This is a genomic window from Paenibacillus dendritiformis (assembly GCF_945605565.1).
Taxonomy (GTDB): Bacteria; Bacillota; Bacilli; order Paenibacillales; family Paenibacillaceae; genus Paenibacillus_B; species Paenibacillus_B dendritiformis_A.
The window spans coordinates 3,707,946-3,724,292 of sequence record NZ_OX216966.1 but is presented as its reverse complement, the minus strand read 5'-3'; the positions used below and the strand labels follow the sequence as shown (position 1 = coordinate 3,724,292).

Below are 16,347 nucleotides of genomic sequence, written 5' to 3'. Positions count from 1 at the left end.
TTTTTCCTTATTATATCACTATTATTGGATTTAAGGGTGAGGGTTCAACGATGAAGACAAATACGAGAAGAATGGGTTTTTTTCTAGTTATCACCGGGGCAATTCTATGGGGCATTGGGGGCACGGTCGCCCAAAAGCTATTTCAACAATTCGCCATTGAGGTCAATTGGCTTGTCACGACACGCTTGCTTATTGCTGGCGTTCTGCTGTTAACTGTTCAATTCTTCCGGAAAGACCGTTCACAGATTCTAGGGGTATGGAAAAACAGAAAGACAGCTTGTCAGCTCATTATCTTCGGATTATTCGGCATGCTCGCGGTTCAATACACCTATATGGCCTCCATTCAACATGGGAATGCCGCCGTTGCCACGCTGTTGCAATATTTAGCGCCGGTCATGATCATTCTGTACTCCCTGATTCGCAGACAATCCGTGCTGACGCGGCAGGATGTGTTTACCGTTACTCTCGCTTTGGCAGGCTGCTTCTTTTTGTTGACGAATGGTTCACTCTCTCAGCTGTCGGTGCCGGCACCTGCCGTCGTATGGGGTGTGCTATCTGGAATCGCGCTGGCTTTTTATACTTTATATGCGGTTCCTTTACTCGCGCAATATGATTCCCTTGTCATTGTCGGCTGGGCGATGATCCTGGGCGGTGTGGCCTTAAGCTTCATCCATCCGCCATGGCGCATGGACTTCCACAGCTTAACAGCCGAAGCGTATGGATATCTTCTTTTTGTTATTATATGCGGTACGATGCTTGCGTTCTGGTTCTATATCGAAAGCTTGCAAAGTCTGCTCCCGAAGGAAACAAGCCTTCTCGGCAGCTTAGAGCCATTGGCGGCTGTATTCGCAACCGTCTTATGGCTGAATGAACCGTTCGGATTGTTGCAATGGGTCGGCGCCGCCTGTATTCTGGGCATGATCTTCATATTGGCCTTCAAGAAAGAATCGGCTTCCGCCCAAGCGAAACAAAAGGAAATGAAGTACCCGCGTATAAAAAGGTTCACTAGAGGCAGCGGGTCCTAACGATACCTTCAACTGCCTTTTCTTTTCCGCCATTCATACTGCGGCCAGCACGCCTTCTTTGCATAAGCAATGAAGGCAATTTTTATCGGTTGACGTGAGCGTCGGGAGCCTTGTCCGCGACAAGATTCAAGACGATGTTATGCTCAAGGAGCGCTTTCAGCCCGCAGAGCACCATCGTATAGCCTCCCATGGAGTCAATGGCTTGGTTGACGATGTTGTCCCCGCTTCCCGTGAACCCAGAGTTCAGCGTCGCCACGAACGTATGGTTATCGGTGCGGGGTTCAAATGTCCATTCGACCTCGGTCCCGTCCGACCATTCGATCTGAATCCGCTTGTTGGTTTCGATCGCTTTTACCCGAATATCATCCGAGACCCCATACATCTCCCACTCCCACCGAACCCGCTTGCCCGCTTCCAATCTTCCGCTGCTCTTGGAGAACCAAAATTGGGTCGTAATCGCAGGATCGACAAAAGCTTCAAACACCTCTTCGACTGGCTTGCGAATCAGCATTTCTGCCTTTACAATGGGCACTTCACTCAAGGTTAACATCTGTCGTCCTCCTCGTTTTCCATCCCTAATGATCAGGAAATGCTTGCTGTTGTATTATTCATTTTTCTCTATATAATATAGCATTATGTCCGCACGCCTGGTCGATGAAAGATGGAAAATTTCGGGATTAAGGAACGACTTAGAATGAGTTTGTAACTGTTTTTTCAAGGGAGGGATATTTATGAGCGGGATTGCCCAAACCCCACAGCCACCTTACTATGCAGTCATTTTTACTTCCGAACGAACAGATGGCGATTATGGTTATGCTGAAATGGCCGAGGAAATGGTAAAGCTTGCATCGCTCCAACCCGGATTCCTGGGAGTGGAAAGTGCCCGGGAAGGTGTAGGCATCACGGTGTCTTATTGGGATTCTCTCGAAGCGATACAAAAATGGAAGCAAAACGAGAGACACCTCGTTGCGCAGCGTAAAGGAATGGCAGAATGGTATCGCACCTATAAAACGAGAGTGTGCAAGGTCGAGCGCGATTACGGGTTTGAAGCAGTAAATGCGAAGTGAAGTTGAATGAACCGCCTTTGCTAGGGGCAGTCCCAAAAGTCGTTTTTTTCTGCAGTCAGATAGCCCCCCTGCTTCTTACAGCGCGGCTTGCCGAAAAAACTGCAAAACTACAGCATTCCCTTGGGGCGATCCCTCCATCACTGGAATTCCTGCAAAACTGCAGGAATTGAAGCCATGTCAGAGGATAGAAAGCAAAAATCGGCGAAAATGATGCACTTTTGCAGGATTGGCATCAGATAGCAGCTGAACTAGTGAAAATTCCTGCATCTGTGCAGGATTCGCTGCCCTCCCTCTTCGGCCAGTCGCCCCGCCGCTCCCTCAATAATAGTTTCCTCATACACCTTCACCTGCTTTACCTTATTTTTTATTATTTTTGATAGATAAAAAACAAAATCTCGTCTCATTAAGAGACGAGATATAAGATGATTTTCAGTTTTACCCTGGACATGGCTTTCAGCAAATGACCAGCTCTCTGGGGAACAAGACTTATAACACACTCTTTCTCTTCACAGAATGTTAACGAAACATGTAATTTCCAGATATACTACTCTAGCCAGAAAATAATGTCAATAGAAATTTATACTGAACTTTTTATTTAACGTATCGGCGCTGGTTAGCGAAAGAAAAGGTCTCTCAGGCTAACGAGCAAGTCTCGCAGCATGGAAACGATAAAGATCATTATGCTATATTAAAATAAATAGATAGGAGTTTATTAGGAGAGAACTGGATTGAAGAAAAAAATGGTAACAGGCTTTATTTCCTTGATTGTACTTGTCATTGTAATCCTTACCGCTGGGAGCTTTTACTTTTATCACGTGGCGATTGCGCGCGCACCGAAGGACTTTTTGAGCGATAATCCCGACCTGAAAACCAGTCCGGAGGTAGAGGAATCGAAGGAAACCACGCGGGCGGACAAGGATTGGTGGAACAACCAAAGCTTTGAGCGCTGGGAGATGGATTCGGATGACGGCATTCATCTGAAGGCGTATTATTTGCCGGCATCCAAACCGTCGGACAAAACGGTCATCATCGCGCACGGATACTCCGGGAACGCAACGCAAATGAGCGGTTACGCCAGAATGTACCACGATAAATGGGGCTACAACATCCTGCTCCCAGATGCTCGGGGGCATGGGGAAAGCGAAGGCCATTATATCGGTTTCGGCTGGCCCGAACGTAAGGATTATTTGAAATGGATTCAGCGGGTTTTGGACGCGAATGGGGCGAATTCGCAAATCGTTCTCCACGGCGTGTCGATGGGAGGGGCAACCGTGATGATGACCAGCGGTGAGGACTTGCCGCCGAACGTAAAAGCCATCGTCGAAGACTGCGGTTATACCTCTGTGAAGGATCAGCTTTCCTTCCAGTTACGGCGCATGTATCATCTTCCGGCATTCCCGATCGTGGATACCACCAGCCTGCTGACCAGACTGCGGGCAGGGTACTTTTTCGGCGAAGCCTCCGCGCTGGAGCAGGTGAAAAAGTCGAAAACGCCGACTCTCTTCATTCATGGGGCCAACGATACGTTCGTGCCGACGGAGATGGTGCATAAAGTTTACGAAAATTGCTCCGCCGAGAAAGAGCTATACATCGTTCCGAAAGCCGGACATGGAGAAGCATACCGGATGGATCGGGCAACGTACGAGAAAACCGTGGCCGGGTTCATCGGAAGGTTCGTTACGTGAGTCCTTCTCCTGTGAGAAACCCTGTACTTTTTAGAAAAAGACAGGGTTTTCTCAACAATTTAAGACGCCACACGGCGTCTGAATATCTTTAACTTCCCCTTATCCCCGGGCTACTTCCCATGAACACCGCGATGCCATGTCAACCAAATATGCGGAGCGGGACCATAAGAGTTGCCCCACTGATTTTATTGACGATTCAAGTTTGTTTAAGGTCTCCTTATCTACAATTGCACCCTTCGCAATTGCTTGAAAGATATAGCTAAGGCTGTTGACTGAATTATCATATTGACCAATGCCCGCATATTCCAAAACGCTTTTCATGTAATAATCCAACGATTTTTCCATATCTTCGTGATACAAGATATCCCCCATAAGCTGGTAATAACGAGCTAAAAAGGAGCGTTTGAAAGGCGTTGTCCGAATATCCTGCAACGACTTTACCATTTGTTGTTCATAAGCAAGAAGCGTCTTTGCCGAATGAGAATCGTTTTTTTGTATATACAGTTCAAGAAGTTCAACAACAGCAAAAATAATATTGTATTCGGATGTTTTTTGTAAATAAGATCTTAACTTACAAATCGAATTTTCAATGTTCCCCTTCTTGCCTTCTATACAAGCCGACGTAAAATGCACATTATCGGCCACATCGGGAAAAGGATACTTACTATACTCATCAAGGTAGAATTGGCTAGCCTTGTAATCACCCATATAATAGAAAGAACTGCAGAGCCCGAAATAAGCATAAGCCACACATTGACTATACTCTGGGTTATCGTGCTCCACTACATGTTTCATATAAAAAACAGATTCGTCATAATTCATTAAACTGAATGCATGAACACCTATATAATAATAAAAATTGATTCGTTCTTTGTCGTTAAGAAACTGTGCATAGTCCAATACATACTTTCCCAGTTGATAGGTCTCTTTCAATTTGCTGAAGTCATTACGCTCAATCATGTATTTACGATTTAATCCCTTGGCAATATAGGGCAAAATTCCATGAGCGCGCGAGTAGTCAATAATAAGGTTATACACGGATAATTGAATCGAGGTATCATCTACGGAGTCTATTGATCGGTACAGCTTCTTTACTCCATCCGCGCCATTTGATGATTCTAGAAACTTGGCGGCTATTTCGGGTATTAATGCTGGATGTTCGAGTGTTTCCAATTCGTTCTGCAAAATAGAGTAAATGACTTCAGGTTTATGCTCAATCTCAATGTACTGATCTGCAATGTCGATATTCATTTGCAGATAAGACTTAATTAACTCCCCCAAGCTTTTAGGCTTCACAGCACCGGTATTCACAGCCTCACCTTCCCCTAATAATCCGGAATATCAGATCCTGTTCTTCTAGCCGCAGCTCCTTCTTTGAAATTCCAAAAGGTATGTGTCCAACTTTTGGCTTAATCTTACAACAGTTTCGTCAGTAAGACATTCTTTTTCCGTGGCTACTTCTATAAGCTCCTGTCGGGTGCTCTCAATGATTTCAATTAAACAGCCAGCTTTCTCATAGCTATAAGTAAAAGGGATTAAATCGCCTTTGCATACCGATTGATGGTTCATTTCCACACCTCATCCATAAACTGTATTATTTGACTTGATTATAGATGAAGTTGGTAAATATGACTTGATTCTGGATTAATATGCAACAACTTTATACATAAAATATAAAAAAACGCCATGGCTGGCGTTTTAAGATAGTATTATCTTGAATTATTTTGGTAAAATCCACGGAGCTGTATAACTAATAAAATCAGCCACCACCCATGGTGCTGTCAGGACGGCGAGGAAAAGAATCGGCAATTTTGACATAAGCTTCTTCATGTATACCAACCCTTTCTAATTTTTTTGTTTATAGCCTGCATATACATAGAATTTATCTTTTTTACAAGTTCAATATCCAATAGTGATGAATCACCTATTATCGCTTGATTGATAAAGGTAATGCTTTCAAAAGCTTTTTCATATAATCCAATTTTCAGATATTCAGCGAAACTTTTAAGGTAATAGTCAAAAGCTCTCTCGGCACTTTGTTGTAAAAGGATATTTCCCGCTAATTGATAAAAATCAGCCAACTTTGCTCTTTTATCAGGTGTTGTACGAATGTCTTGCAGGGACTTCACCATTTTTTCTTCATAATCAAGCAGCTGTAATGCAGTGCCGGGGTCGTTGGCTTGTATATGTAAGCTGAACAATTCAGATACAACATAGACCAAATTGTATTCGGAAGAGTGTTTTAAATATTCACTCAATTGATTCAAGCATAAATTGATATTTCCTGTTTTTTCACTGATGAATGCTTCGAATAATGGTGAATTTTCAATAACACAAGGAAGATCAAACTTTTTGTACTCTTCCAAATATTGTTCACTTTCTTCAAACCTCTTAAGATTGTAATAGCAAAAGATGATATTATTAATTGCGTACGGTTTGTATTTCCCTTTATCATGCTTTATGACGTATTCACTGAACTTTATTGAGTCGTCGTAGAGCATAAGACTATATGCATGAACCGCTAAACTATAGTTAATTGTTATTTTTTCACTGTCATTGAGAAAATCAGCGTAATCCAAAATATATTTCCCTGATTGATACGTTTCCTTCAACCTGCTGAAATCATTTCGTTCAATCATGTACTTCCGATACAATCCTTTGGCAATGTAAGGCATGATTCCATGGGCGCGTGAGTAATTGACAATGAGGTTGAACAACGATAGTTGAGTGGGGGCATGATCTATGGAGTCTACAGTGTGATACAACTTCTCTACTGCATCCAGGCTGTCTTCGTTGGGCGATTCAAGAAACTTGGCGGCAATTTTCGTTATGAGCGAAGGATACTCGAGTGTTGTCAATTCATTCTGTAAAATAGCGTAAATGACTTCCGATTTATGTCCGATCTCGATGTACTGTTCTACGATGGCGTCATGGGGAATATCCAATACCGCAGCGATCGACAGGATCGATTGAAAATCAGGGCGTTTGACCTCGCTGTTTTCAATTCTCGACAGGCTGCCTTTATCTATGCCGACCGCTTCTTGCAGCTTCGACAGACTCAATTCCTTCTTCTGCCTATAGTACTGTATTAGCTCCCCCAAGCTCTGTGGCTTCGCAGCAACGGTACTCACAGCCTCACCTTCCTTTGGCATTGCATATAATTGACCACCTATAGATTACCATATAATTCGAGTTTTGTGAACACTACCCAACAAATAAATCCAAATTTCGTTAACTTTCCTTTGAAAAGATGTTTACTCCATTGACTTGGCAAAGATGATCAAATCATCTAAGTAAACCTTGAACTTGGCATTTTTTATTTTTTTGATGTCTTGATTAACATCGGCACAAATTTACAGATCGTTTGTACAGGATAAATGCACTGACCATTGCTCCGGAGATAGCATCTATTATAAGCAAAACAGCAAGGTGGGATTGATTTGCCTCGATACGTTATTATTAACGCCGACGACTTCGGGCTGTCGTGCAGCATTAATCGCGGTATTATGGAAGCACATCGTCTCGGAACTGTAAGCAGCGCTTCCTTAATGGTCAATACTCCCGGCTTCCTGGAAGCCGTGTCATTAGCGAAAGCTGCTCCGTCATTAGGAGTGGGATTGCATTTCAACTTAACATATGGAACGCCCGCGACGAATCCTCTTCTTGTTCCCTCCCTTGTTCGGGCTGGAGGATCCTTTCACGGGAACCACGCGGAATGGAGAGCTCATGATATCGCCTGTGAACTCGATAACCAATACGGTCGTATGCTGAAGCATGGTCTCCGTCCTACACATGTCGATTCGCACCACCATATTCATTTAGACAATCCAGTCGTGTATTCTCTCGTTAAAAAGCTCGTGCAGCACGAACAGCTTCCTGTGCGGCTGCCGTCCAGCCGTCCAGACCCTGAACTTCCATGGGCCACAGATGAACTTTTGATGTATACGTTTGATAGTCAGACAGGTGTCCCCCACCTCTTGAGCCTGCTACGCAATATCCCGGAAGGAATAACGGAGCTTTTATGCCATCCTGGCTATGTTGACGATGATGTCCGCCGGCTATCCACTTGGACGACGGCCAGAGAAGAGGAAATGGCCGTATTCATTGATCCACAGGTTGTTGGATGCATTGCAGAACTTCAAGCCCATGGCATACTTCAAGTTATTCATTATGGCCAACTACCAGCCATCCGCTCCGCCCTGAACTCCGAAACGGATAGTTCCCACTTGTCAACAACGGATGACTCCATCTCACAGGCCGTAGAGGCTGATACTCCACCGTTGCCAACATCAGAGCATTCACTTTCCCAGATACCTGAAGAGGACACGCGTCTCCTGCAAGCGCCCCACCGTTCAATCTTGACACGGCAAAATAGAGTAAAAATAAAAAGAAAGCGGAGGAAAAAGAAAAAGTCCCACAGAAAGAGAACAAGAACTGCGCGTTCTCGAGTCCGGAGACACGTAAGAGGTAAGCGCAAAGTCTGCAGAAGAAGACGCGAGATCTCTTTTTAGCTCAGGAAGACCCCCAGCGATTTCCTGCTCGCCGCATTCACTGGTAATCCCCTTGCACAACTTAAGTTGACCAATACAAACATATAAAAAAACATACATATTTTCATCTATTAATGAAATTATGTATGTTTTTTCTTTGTAAAATTACGTTATTTTCTAACTGAAATATTAATTTATGAGAAGGAGAAAAATAATAAAAATTTTTATTAAGGAGACAAACATTGTTACAAAGACAGGTTTCGGGGATTTGCATCAACAAAGGATACTAACATCTGCACATTGACCGGTTATCGCTTTTCGAGGGGGAGACTACATGAATAATTTCACCGCTCACTTAATTCAAAATAAAGCAGCTATTCGAAAAATTCAAATATTGGAATCCTTGATAGATAGCGAAGGAATAGTATCTTCATGTGTTTTAGCCCATAAGCTGCAATGTACAAGCAGAACGATTATAAATGACATTTCTCAATTAAAACATTCTCTTCCAAATAACTGGGATATAGTAAGCATTAATTCTAAAGGGTACATTTTAAAAAAAGATCCTTTAGATCAGATCTCCAATATTATCGCTACTTACTTAATAAACAGTGAACTTTACAACATTTTATGCGGTATATTCAATCAAAAATATTATAGCCTGGAAAAATGGTCTCAAATACTATACTTAGATAAACTAACATTGAAGAAAAAATTGAATAATTTTAGAAAAGTACTTAGACACTTTAAACTGGATTTTAATTTCAGAACAACGATTCAATTAATTGGAAAGGAACTGAATATTAGATACTTCTACATGATTTTCTTTTTCCACGTGCAAAAGTATAAAGAAATCTTTAAAACGGACCTAAAACTGCAACAGAAAATTGAGAACTATATTAGTTTTTATAACATTGAGATCGATTATAATCTATTAACGATACTTATCAATGTGTCTGTAAATAGAAATATATGTAAACATTTTATTTCTAAAAATTTTAATATTGACTACATATTTAGCTCTGATAAGTTAGACTGCACCTATGCTATTATCTCTGAGATTGAAAATTTCTATAAGGTTAGCTTCCGCCAAAATGAACTTTCCTTTTTTTCTCTATTTTTTTTCCTCATCTCCGAGGGGGATGATAATGAAAAAAGTAAAATCAAGAATTACTATCTTGGATCATATAAACAACTTTACGATAAGCACCTTGCTTTAATTGACATGATTTCAAGTGAAGTAAATATGAATGCCAAAGTAATAGAAGAAATAAGACATAACATCCATTTTTCTTTCCACAAGATCTATATATTTAAAAATCTCAATTTACCGTTAGAATACTTTTGGGGTAAATTCAAGACGATTCCTCATGAATTAATAGAGGGGTACAACATCATTCACCCTCTTATTGTCGCATGGAATAAAGAAATTAATGAAAATAGATTATCTGAAGATGAGACTTACCACATCACGTTTCATATTTTATCTATTCTCCTATCCAAATATAAAAAAAAGGTTTTATTGCTTTTATCCGGACCAACAAATTGGAAAAAATTTATTTATCATAAATTAAATAATGAATTGGGCAACGTGCTCAACCTTCAAACTGAACCAGGCAATACGATGAAATTCGATTTCATTATAACCAATTACAAAATCAGTAATAATCAAATTCCTGTAATTTGGATTCCAGACAAACTTATGCTGAAAGATCTAAAGTCTATTAAACAATTACTTAATCTTTCTCTATAAAAACGGGGGTAATAACAATACCGAGCTCCATTCGTACTTGCAGAGACTTCGTTCGGTCCAATAAATAAGCATCAGCAGCTTAAATCCAGCTCTGATGCTTTTTACATTTGTCCTGAAGGTGTCCTTTAAAAGCTATTCTATCCTCGGCACAATAATCCGCCATGTTTATTGGCGCATTCCCATCCAGATCCATCAAACTTATAGGCTTAATCCTCACCATGCGGGACGCGTTCAATCTATTTACTGTTCCGGCCGGGTCCGCATTCAGCCAGCTTAGCGGAATCCGTTATAAAACAGTCCTGTGGCATCCAGCTCTTTGCCTGAATAGCGAATGGTCTTGTAGCTTGCCCCCACTTCTGTCCAAGCTGTCCACAGGGCTGCGCGGTTGCCACTTCATTTACATGCCTCTCGCTTTCCCCAAAAAAGCATAGACATTTTCATTCATAGGCGAAAATATATTTCATCCTTCGGGAATCTCGAAAGGTATATTTTAGGTGTAACTGCAAGGAAGATTTGCAATGAGAAAGGACATCAAAAGATCACACATTGTTACAAAGGGAGAGAGAAACATGGGATATAAAATGATTACCGTCCATGCGGGGCACAACGCATTTGTTCCGGGCGCAACCGGATGCGGCTACAAGGAACATGAAGTCGCCAGAGAATTTGCAGCCATGCTCATAGATGCCTTCACGCAAGCGGGACAAGCTGTTGCCTGCACTACGGATGACATGGGGAAAACGCAGAATGAGAACCTGGCCAACATCGTCCGCAATTGTAACAGCTACGATAAAGATGGAAGATTAGACATTTCCTTGCATCTTAACGCGGCCGCATCAACGGCTACAGGGGTAGAAGTTCTTTATTACGATCAACAAGCCTTGTCCGCAAGCGTTAGCCGGGCAATCTCTGAGGCCGTTGGAATTAGGGACAGAGGAGCTAAGGAACGGAAAGAGCTTCGGGTGCTTAATTCCACGAACGCCCCGGCCATATTAATAGAGCTGGCTTTTATCACGAATCCTGACGATATGCGGAGACTTTTGAATAAGAAAGAAAATGTCATGTCTGCAATCGTGGAGACAGTAACTGGCCGAGAAGCGCCTGAATCCTCTGGCAAAAAGAAAATCGTTACAGGCGGATTGAGTATAGCCGCTATTCATGAGCTCTCTCAGATGTTCCTGGAGAAGAGATTTTGGGCACAGATTCAGTTTTTAAATAATGGCACGTCTTATGCGGTTACAGGAACGTTAAGCGGCGAAAATTTGGCGCGTGCGGAGACATGGTTCCAAGAACACGGGTGGAGCTATGAACTGAGAGATGCGTAAACCGGAGAGGAGGAAGAGATGAATATGGAGATCACTGAGGTTATGATCGTGGCCGTCATTGTCGGATTAGTGGAAATAGCAAAAGGGCTCGGCCTTTCGAGTCGTCTGGCCCCGGTACTGTCCATTATCCTTGGTATCGCGGCAGGCGTTATATATCTCGCTCCAGGCGATTTGAAAATGGGCGTCATGTATGGAATTGTCTGTGGCCTCACCTCTTGCGGATTGTACAGTACAGGGAAAAGCGCCTTAAGGAAATAACAATATAGAGACGGAAGCCGACTGCATCAGCAGCCGGCTTCATCATTCTCATCTTCCGATGTCTCAAAGCCAAAGATTCTATCTTATGATTCTAGCTTCAACTTTTAATCTTTGTGATCCGCCATTAACAATCGTCCTTATATTATCAATATAATATTGAGTATTCCTGGGCAATAACATCTCAAGTTGGCCAGGAAAATAGCTAATTGGATCTACATACCCGGCACTCTCTCCTTTAGGAACCTTTAGTTCTATAAGAACGTTTCTTGCCAGAAAATTGTTCCCAAGAACGATTGATGTGCTTAAGTAGCCCCGCTCCAATAACATAGTGCCTTCGAATTGTCCTTTGATCTTCCTGGCCACCTCCTCATTAACTTTATTCCCCTTCATTAAAGTGGTCTGGAATTCTTCTCCGAAAATGATTCCGTCCGTCCCACGATATACGGTTATGGTATCATTTAATTTTGACTTATATAATGCTTTGTCCAATAATTCAATTTTCTCGTCCATATTAGGATTGGCCCCTAAGTTGCCGTTATTTTCTCTAAGATAACTGTTTATAGGATTGGCGTTTTTGGTATAGTCCGTAATTTGTCTTTTTTCATTCTCCGTTAATGCGGATTTCCAGCGGGAATATTTTTTCTCTCCCCATTTTTTTGCTTTTACTGTGTCAATACGAAAATCTATCATATTGCGACTCACCTACTCCCTACACAGCATTTTGGCAGGAAACATTTTCGAACTCAAATTTGCTTGTTATTTTACTTAATTATCCTCTATATATTCCTTTATTTTAGTTTTTATATAAGCAACAGCATTAGGTGCTTCTTTTTTAACAGCATCTTGTTGTTTCGGATCTGTGGAGTACATTGCTTTGAATATTTCCGCAAAAAATTCTACCGAGTCTTCCTTGCCATAATTGTTGTGTGTCACTAAGCTCGTCAGTTTATCTTTTTCTTCATTATAAATATCAATAAATTTTCTATTTTTTGAAGTATCATTTAATAACATTGAATCCACTACATGGCCCATTTCGTGTAATAACACGGCAGACTGATTAACAATTGGATCTAATTTTTGAATCAATATTTCGTGTTTCACTCTTACAAACACATTCATCGAATCATGATAACCTAATGTTCCCTCATTATTATTAAGTTTCAAATCCGTAAATGTTATGGAATCTAAATAATCAATAGCATCATTTAATAACTTTGATGGTAATTGTTTGATTAAAGTAGAAATGGCTTCTTTCGCATGATCTATTGCATAGGATTCAAATCCCCCACCAATATCTAATTTGACAACAAAAGAACCATTCTTGAATAATTTAGTCAAGTTAGTTTCCGTAACTCGTATTTTGTTTTCAATCTTCTCTTTTTTGATTAATCTTGCATTTACTTTAATTAGTTCTTTTCCATTTTCTCTAATAACCTTCGGTTTACTGAACATGTTATTCGTGATTTCTATCGCATAATCTGTTGGCAATACCGTTTGTCCATCTTCAAAGTGGCCTACATAGGTTCCTTTCGGCAGCTCTAACTCCGCTACATAGTATTGTCCTGTTTCTCCCCCGGAAAGTGTTAAATTTCCTGTTTTTAAATCGGTCAAGTTGCCATATTTATACTCATTTACGACAGTTTTAATTTTCCCGCGATCTAACTGTCTGCTCTCGCTTCCAACCAACATTTGCAATTCATTGGAATAACCTAAATCTTTGGGATCAAAATGGGTATATATGATTTGTCTTTCCTTTAGTAGATTAACGGGTTGTTTAATAATGATGTTCATTTCTTTTATTTGATTTCTTAATTGTTCATCAGTTAGTTCATCAATATTTCCACGAACTTCATTCAAACTACTATTAATTTCCATTGATTTTCTTTTAAAGTCTTCGATTGCTTTTTTACGATTATCTGGCAGTGCTTTTACCCAAGCCGAATAACGCTTTTTACTCCATGCTTCGGCTTTACGTTCATCTTTCTTGAAATTCAGAGGTTTTTTATCCATCACTCATTCCACCATATCTTGTTTTATTAAAGTTACCTGATATCTGCACCTATATTATGGGGGGACAAACCCGCCAGAAAAGGCAAGGTTTGTCCAGGAAAACCAATTGCGATCTTTAGATATATTCCCTAGGTGCTACATATTATTTTACGGGCGATAACACAAAATATTGATTCGCTTTTGCTTCGTCTAATGTCGTAATTTGAAGTGGTGTTAGATCTGGTTTTTCAATGTCGTAAGCCAACACTTTACTTCTATCTGCGGCGCTTACAATGTTATATCCTTTGTTTCCTGATTTTTGAAAAAACCAAAGCTGATATCGTACACCCAAATCATTCATAAATATTAATTTCTGATTTCTTCTGTCCCATGTCAGAACTTTCTTGGCCGGTATGTCATAAATGTAAAAGGCTCCCCTATACACATGATAGACCAGCTTAAATTCTTGTTTTGAATTAACATCCCACTTTTTTATAAATGCTTCATCCTTATAATTGGTAATATATTGTGTTAAATCGGTAGATGCAAAATAAAAATCCTTTTGATCATTGATTTTGGAGAACTCTTTGTTTTCCTCTTTCAATTTATCCCATGCATTTCCTATTTTTACAATTGAAAAATTATCAATATATACCGTACTATTCGTTGAAATAGTGAGGCTTCCAAAATCATCTGGAAATTCGAATATTTCAAACATCATCTTTTGCCTTTTGTATCCGTTAGAAATATTGAAATCACGTGTTGTTCCGCCAAATTCAACAGTGGCCTTACCCGTACCGTTTCCTTTAACATCCATGCTAATAAGATATTTAGAGTTTGCTTCTAATGTAATATCATCTAGATCGTAGGTCACATTTTTATTCGGATCTATCTTGTAACATCTGCCATTTTGCAAGCCATTCGTTTGGTCGTATGAACCTCCGTCCCAGTTTCCATTGTTAATTTTGAAATCATCCCATACTACAGGGACACTGATTTGAATATTCATTCCAGGCCGGATTGTCATATCGTAAATCGTTTTTATATTTTTATTCCCTTCGAGTTCTTTTTTGATCTTTCTTTCTGTTCTTCGATCATAGATAAAATGTACCAGGTTCGGACTCAGCATATGTGCTTCATCTGTATACTCATCTTTAAAGTACCAATTTTCTCCGTCTTTATAGGCCCCTACCGCTTTTTCCAGTGCTCGGCCGAGCGTAAGCTCCGGTGTAAGGTCATTTGGATTATCAGGATCTTTTGCTGCTATACGGCGCTCCATCATGGGTCCGCCCTTAATATCAATCAGAATTCCGGTTGTTACACTTTCGATTTGCGGGATATAATTCGCCCACTCATTCTCTTCGATGACTACTTGTCCTCCTGCAGGGTCTCTTTTTGCAAACGCCCCTTGAAATTGGGTCGTTTCCAACTTTAATTTTTCCCCATTTTCCAATCTATCCACTAGATTGATATTCATAGAAATAGGGGTAGAACTGAATTGATCTAACGTATTCAAGGCTACCGCATGTAAATGTCTTCTAGGATACGTTTGATCTGGAGGCAAGCTGAAGGCTTCCTGATTCATTTGCCCCGTGATGGTGGCAATCGTCTCTTTCCCTAACACTAAATTTGTGGTGGGGATGAATTTATACACAGGAGCTGTTCCTGTATTGTAATAGCGAATATTCGCATTCACATAGGCTGCCTGCGCAGAGTTTAAACCTAATTGTTCGGACCAGTCCTGTCCTGAAGTCTGTGCAGAGTTAACCGTATGCGTAGACGTATGCGAATAATGGCCGGTAACGGACCCTGAAAACCCTTCAAAGAGAGAAAAACCTGCACTCACATCAATTCCTTCCGTATTGGAAGCACTGGAGCTGGAAGACGTCTCCCGGCTGATTCTTTTTCCCGATGATGAACTAAGTTCTTTATTATCGGAAAGAATTAGCCTTTCCATCCCCACCGTAATACTTGGATATGCTGCAATAAGCGGATCCCAAGCTACTTTTTTTATATTCCGATCTATACTTCCGCTGGCTTTTTCCAGGTCAGAGTAGGGATCTCCTGCCGTATGGGATTCATTCGGATTGGACACATATTTTTTGTATCCTTGCGCGGCATATTTTTCATCCCAAGGTACAACTAAATGATTAATTACGGTATATCCGTTTATTTCCCACTCATCATAAATTCCGTCATTATCTGTATCTAAAAGAGGCTCTTCATCTTCTGTGTTGTCAATGCCTCCAGGGAGATATTCAAAAGAAACCTGTCTAGGAATGGAGAAGTCTTCTGCTTCAATCGCTTGAGTTTCTTGCTGGTTACATGTATATTTCACTTCGAATTGAAACAAGTCTTCTTCCTTGACATCCGGGTTGCCAAAATAGAGGATAACAAATGTATACTGTTCTCCTTCTTCCAGTATTACTTCCGTATCCTTTACTTCTTTTCCATCCACAAAGATATGTGTATATGGATTTGAACTGGTTATAAATTGATAGAGACCGGTTTGCTTTGGAGTAAAATCGGCAATCCATCGGGCTGATTTCACTTTCTTTTTCAAATCGACTCCTTTTAATTGGCTGGGATCTACCTTAAATCCATTCATTCCACTTCCGATGACAAAAGCCGGTTCATCCAAATTCTCTCCATAGAAAAATTGACCCACCGATTTTAGTGTTTGTTGATTTTCCTCGATTCGGCTTGTTATTTCCATTGTTCTTCTCTCCTTCTGTAGAACTTCTTATTCATTTCG

The 16,347-nt window shown here is 40.8% G+C and carries 14 protein-coding genes; 7 read left to right on the top strand and 7 right to left on the bottom strand.

The window, feature by feature from the left end:
* The first annotated feature begins 50 nt into the window (after nt 1-50).
* Nucleotides 51-1,025, top strand: coding sequence for a DMT family transporter (locus tag NNL35_RS16445; protein WP_006677571.1), 975 nt, complete (start codon nt 51-53; stop codon nt 1,023-1,025).
* A gap of 82 nt (nt 1,026-1,107) precedes the next feature.
* On the opposite strand, the gene NNL35_RS16440 is transcribed toward NNL35_RS16445, so the two are convergent.
* Nucleotides 1,108-1,575, bottom strand: coding sequence for an SRPBCC family protein (locus NNL35_RS16440; protein WP_006677570.1), 468 nt, complete (start codon nt 1,573-1,575; stop codon nt 1,108-1,110).
* Between the two features lie 181 nt (nt 1,576-1,756).
* Between NNL35_RS16440 and NNL35_RS16435 the strand changes: the two genes are divergently transcribed.
* Together NNL35_RS16435 and NNL35_RS16430 are read left to right on the top strand one after the other, a co-directional pair.
* Nucleotides 1,757-2,092 (top strand): antibiotic biosynthesis monooxygenase family protein, encoded by a 336-nt coding sequence (locus NNL35_RS16435; RefSeq protein ID WP_006677569.1) that lies wholly within the window; start codon nt 1,757-1,759, stop codon nt 2,090-2,092.
* A gap of 728 nt (nt 2,093-2,820) precedes the next feature.
* Nucleotides 2,821-3,777 carry an alpha/beta hydrolase gene (locus NNL35_RS16430; protein ID WP_006677568.1) on the top strand — a complete coding sequence of 319 codons (957 nt, stop codon included), beginning with the start codon at nt 2,821-2,823 and terminating at the stop codon, nt 3,775-3,777.
* Between the two features lie 99 nt (nt 3,778-3,876).
* On the opposite strand, the gene NNL35_RS16425 is transcribed toward NNL35_RS16430, so the two are convergent.
* The 3 genes from NNL35_RS16425 to NNL35_RS16415 all read right to left on the bottom strand — a co-directional run bounded on the left by NNL35_RS16425 (nt 3,877) and on the right by NNL35_RS16415 (nt 6,929).
* Complete coding sequence (locus tag NNL35_RS16425; RefSeq protein ID WP_006677567.1) at nt 3,877-5,088, bottom strand: tetratricopeptide repeat protein; 1,212 nt, start codon at nt 5,086-5,088, stop codon at nt 3,877-3,879.
* A gap of 45 nt (nt 5,089-5,133) precedes the next feature.
* Nucleotides 5,134-5,346 (bottom strand): aspartyl-phosphate phosphatase Spo0E family protein, encoded by a 213-nt coding sequence (locus NNL35_RS16420; protein ID WP_006677566.1) that lies wholly within the window; start codon nt 5,344-5,346, stop codon nt 5,134-5,136.
* 257 nt (nt 5,347-5,603) lie between these two features.
* Nucleotides 5,604-6,929 (bottom strand): helix-turn-helix domain-containing protein, encoded by a 1,326-nt coding sequence (locus NNL35_RS16415; protein ID WP_006677565.1) that lies wholly within the window; start codon nt 6,927-6,929, stop codon nt 5,604-5,606.
* Between the two features lie 288 nt (nt 6,930-7,217).
* Between NNL35_RS16415 and NNL35_RS16410 the strand changes: the two genes are divergently transcribed.
* The 4 genes from NNL35_RS16410 to NNL35_RS16395 all read left to right on the top strand — a co-directional run bounded on the left by NNL35_RS16410 (nt 7,218) and on the right by NNL35_RS16395 (nt 11,603).
* Entirely contained in the window at nt 7,218-8,288 is a 1,071-nt protein-coding gene (locus tag NNL35_RS16410) for a carbohydrate deacetylase (protein WP_006677564.1), read from the top strand.
* 313 nt (nt 8,289-8,601) lie between these two features.
* Complete coding sequence (locus NNL35_RS16405; protein WP_254553603.1) at nt 8,602-10,020, top strand: AcpB/EbpR/MafR family transcriptional regulator; 1,419 nt, start codon at nt 8,602-8,604, stop codon at nt 10,018-10,020.
* 518 nt (nt 10,021-10,538) lie between these two features.
* Nucleotides 10,539-11,345, top strand: a complete 807-nt coding sequence (locus NNL35_RS16400; RefSeq protein WP_006677562.1) for an N-acetylmuramoyl-L-alanine amidase — start codon at nt 10,539-10,541, stop codon at nt 11,343-11,345.
* An 18-nt stretch (nt 11,346-11,363) separates the two neighbouring features.
* Entirely contained in the window at nt 11,364-11,603 is a 240-nt protein-coding gene (locus tag NNL35_RS16395; protein WP_083835570.1) for a transposase, read from the top strand.
* Nucleotides 11,604-11,681: 78 nt separating this feature from the next.
* Here the strand turns inward: NNL35_RS16395 and NNL35_RS16390 are convergent, their stop codons facing one another.
* From NNL35_RS16390 to NNL35_RS16380, 3 genes are all read right to left on the bottom strand, one after another.
* The gene (locus NNL35_RS16390) at nt 11,682-12,293 is read right to left on the bottom strand and encodes an ADP-ribosyltransferase (protein ID WP_006677560.1); all 612 of its coding nucleotides are present in this window, start codon (nt 12,291-12,293) and stop codon (nt 11,682-11,684) included.
* Between the two features lie 75 nt (nt 12,294-12,368).
* Nucleotides 12,369-13,613: an anthrax toxin lethal factor-related metalloendopeptidase gene (locus tag NNL35_RS16385; protein ID WP_006677559.1), complete on the bottom strand. Its 1,245-nt coding sequence runs from the start codon at nt 13,611-13,613 to the stop codon at nt 12,369-12,371.
* A 142-nt stretch (nt 13,614-13,755) separates the two neighbouring features.
* The gene (locus NNL35_RS16380; protein WP_006677558.1) at nt 13,756-16,308 is read right to left on the bottom strand and encodes a binary toxin-like calcium binding domain-containing protein; all 2,553 of its coding nucleotides are present in this window, start codon (nt 16,306-16,308) and stop codon (nt 13,756-13,758) included.
* Nucleotides 16,309-16,347: the final 39 nt, after the last annotated feature.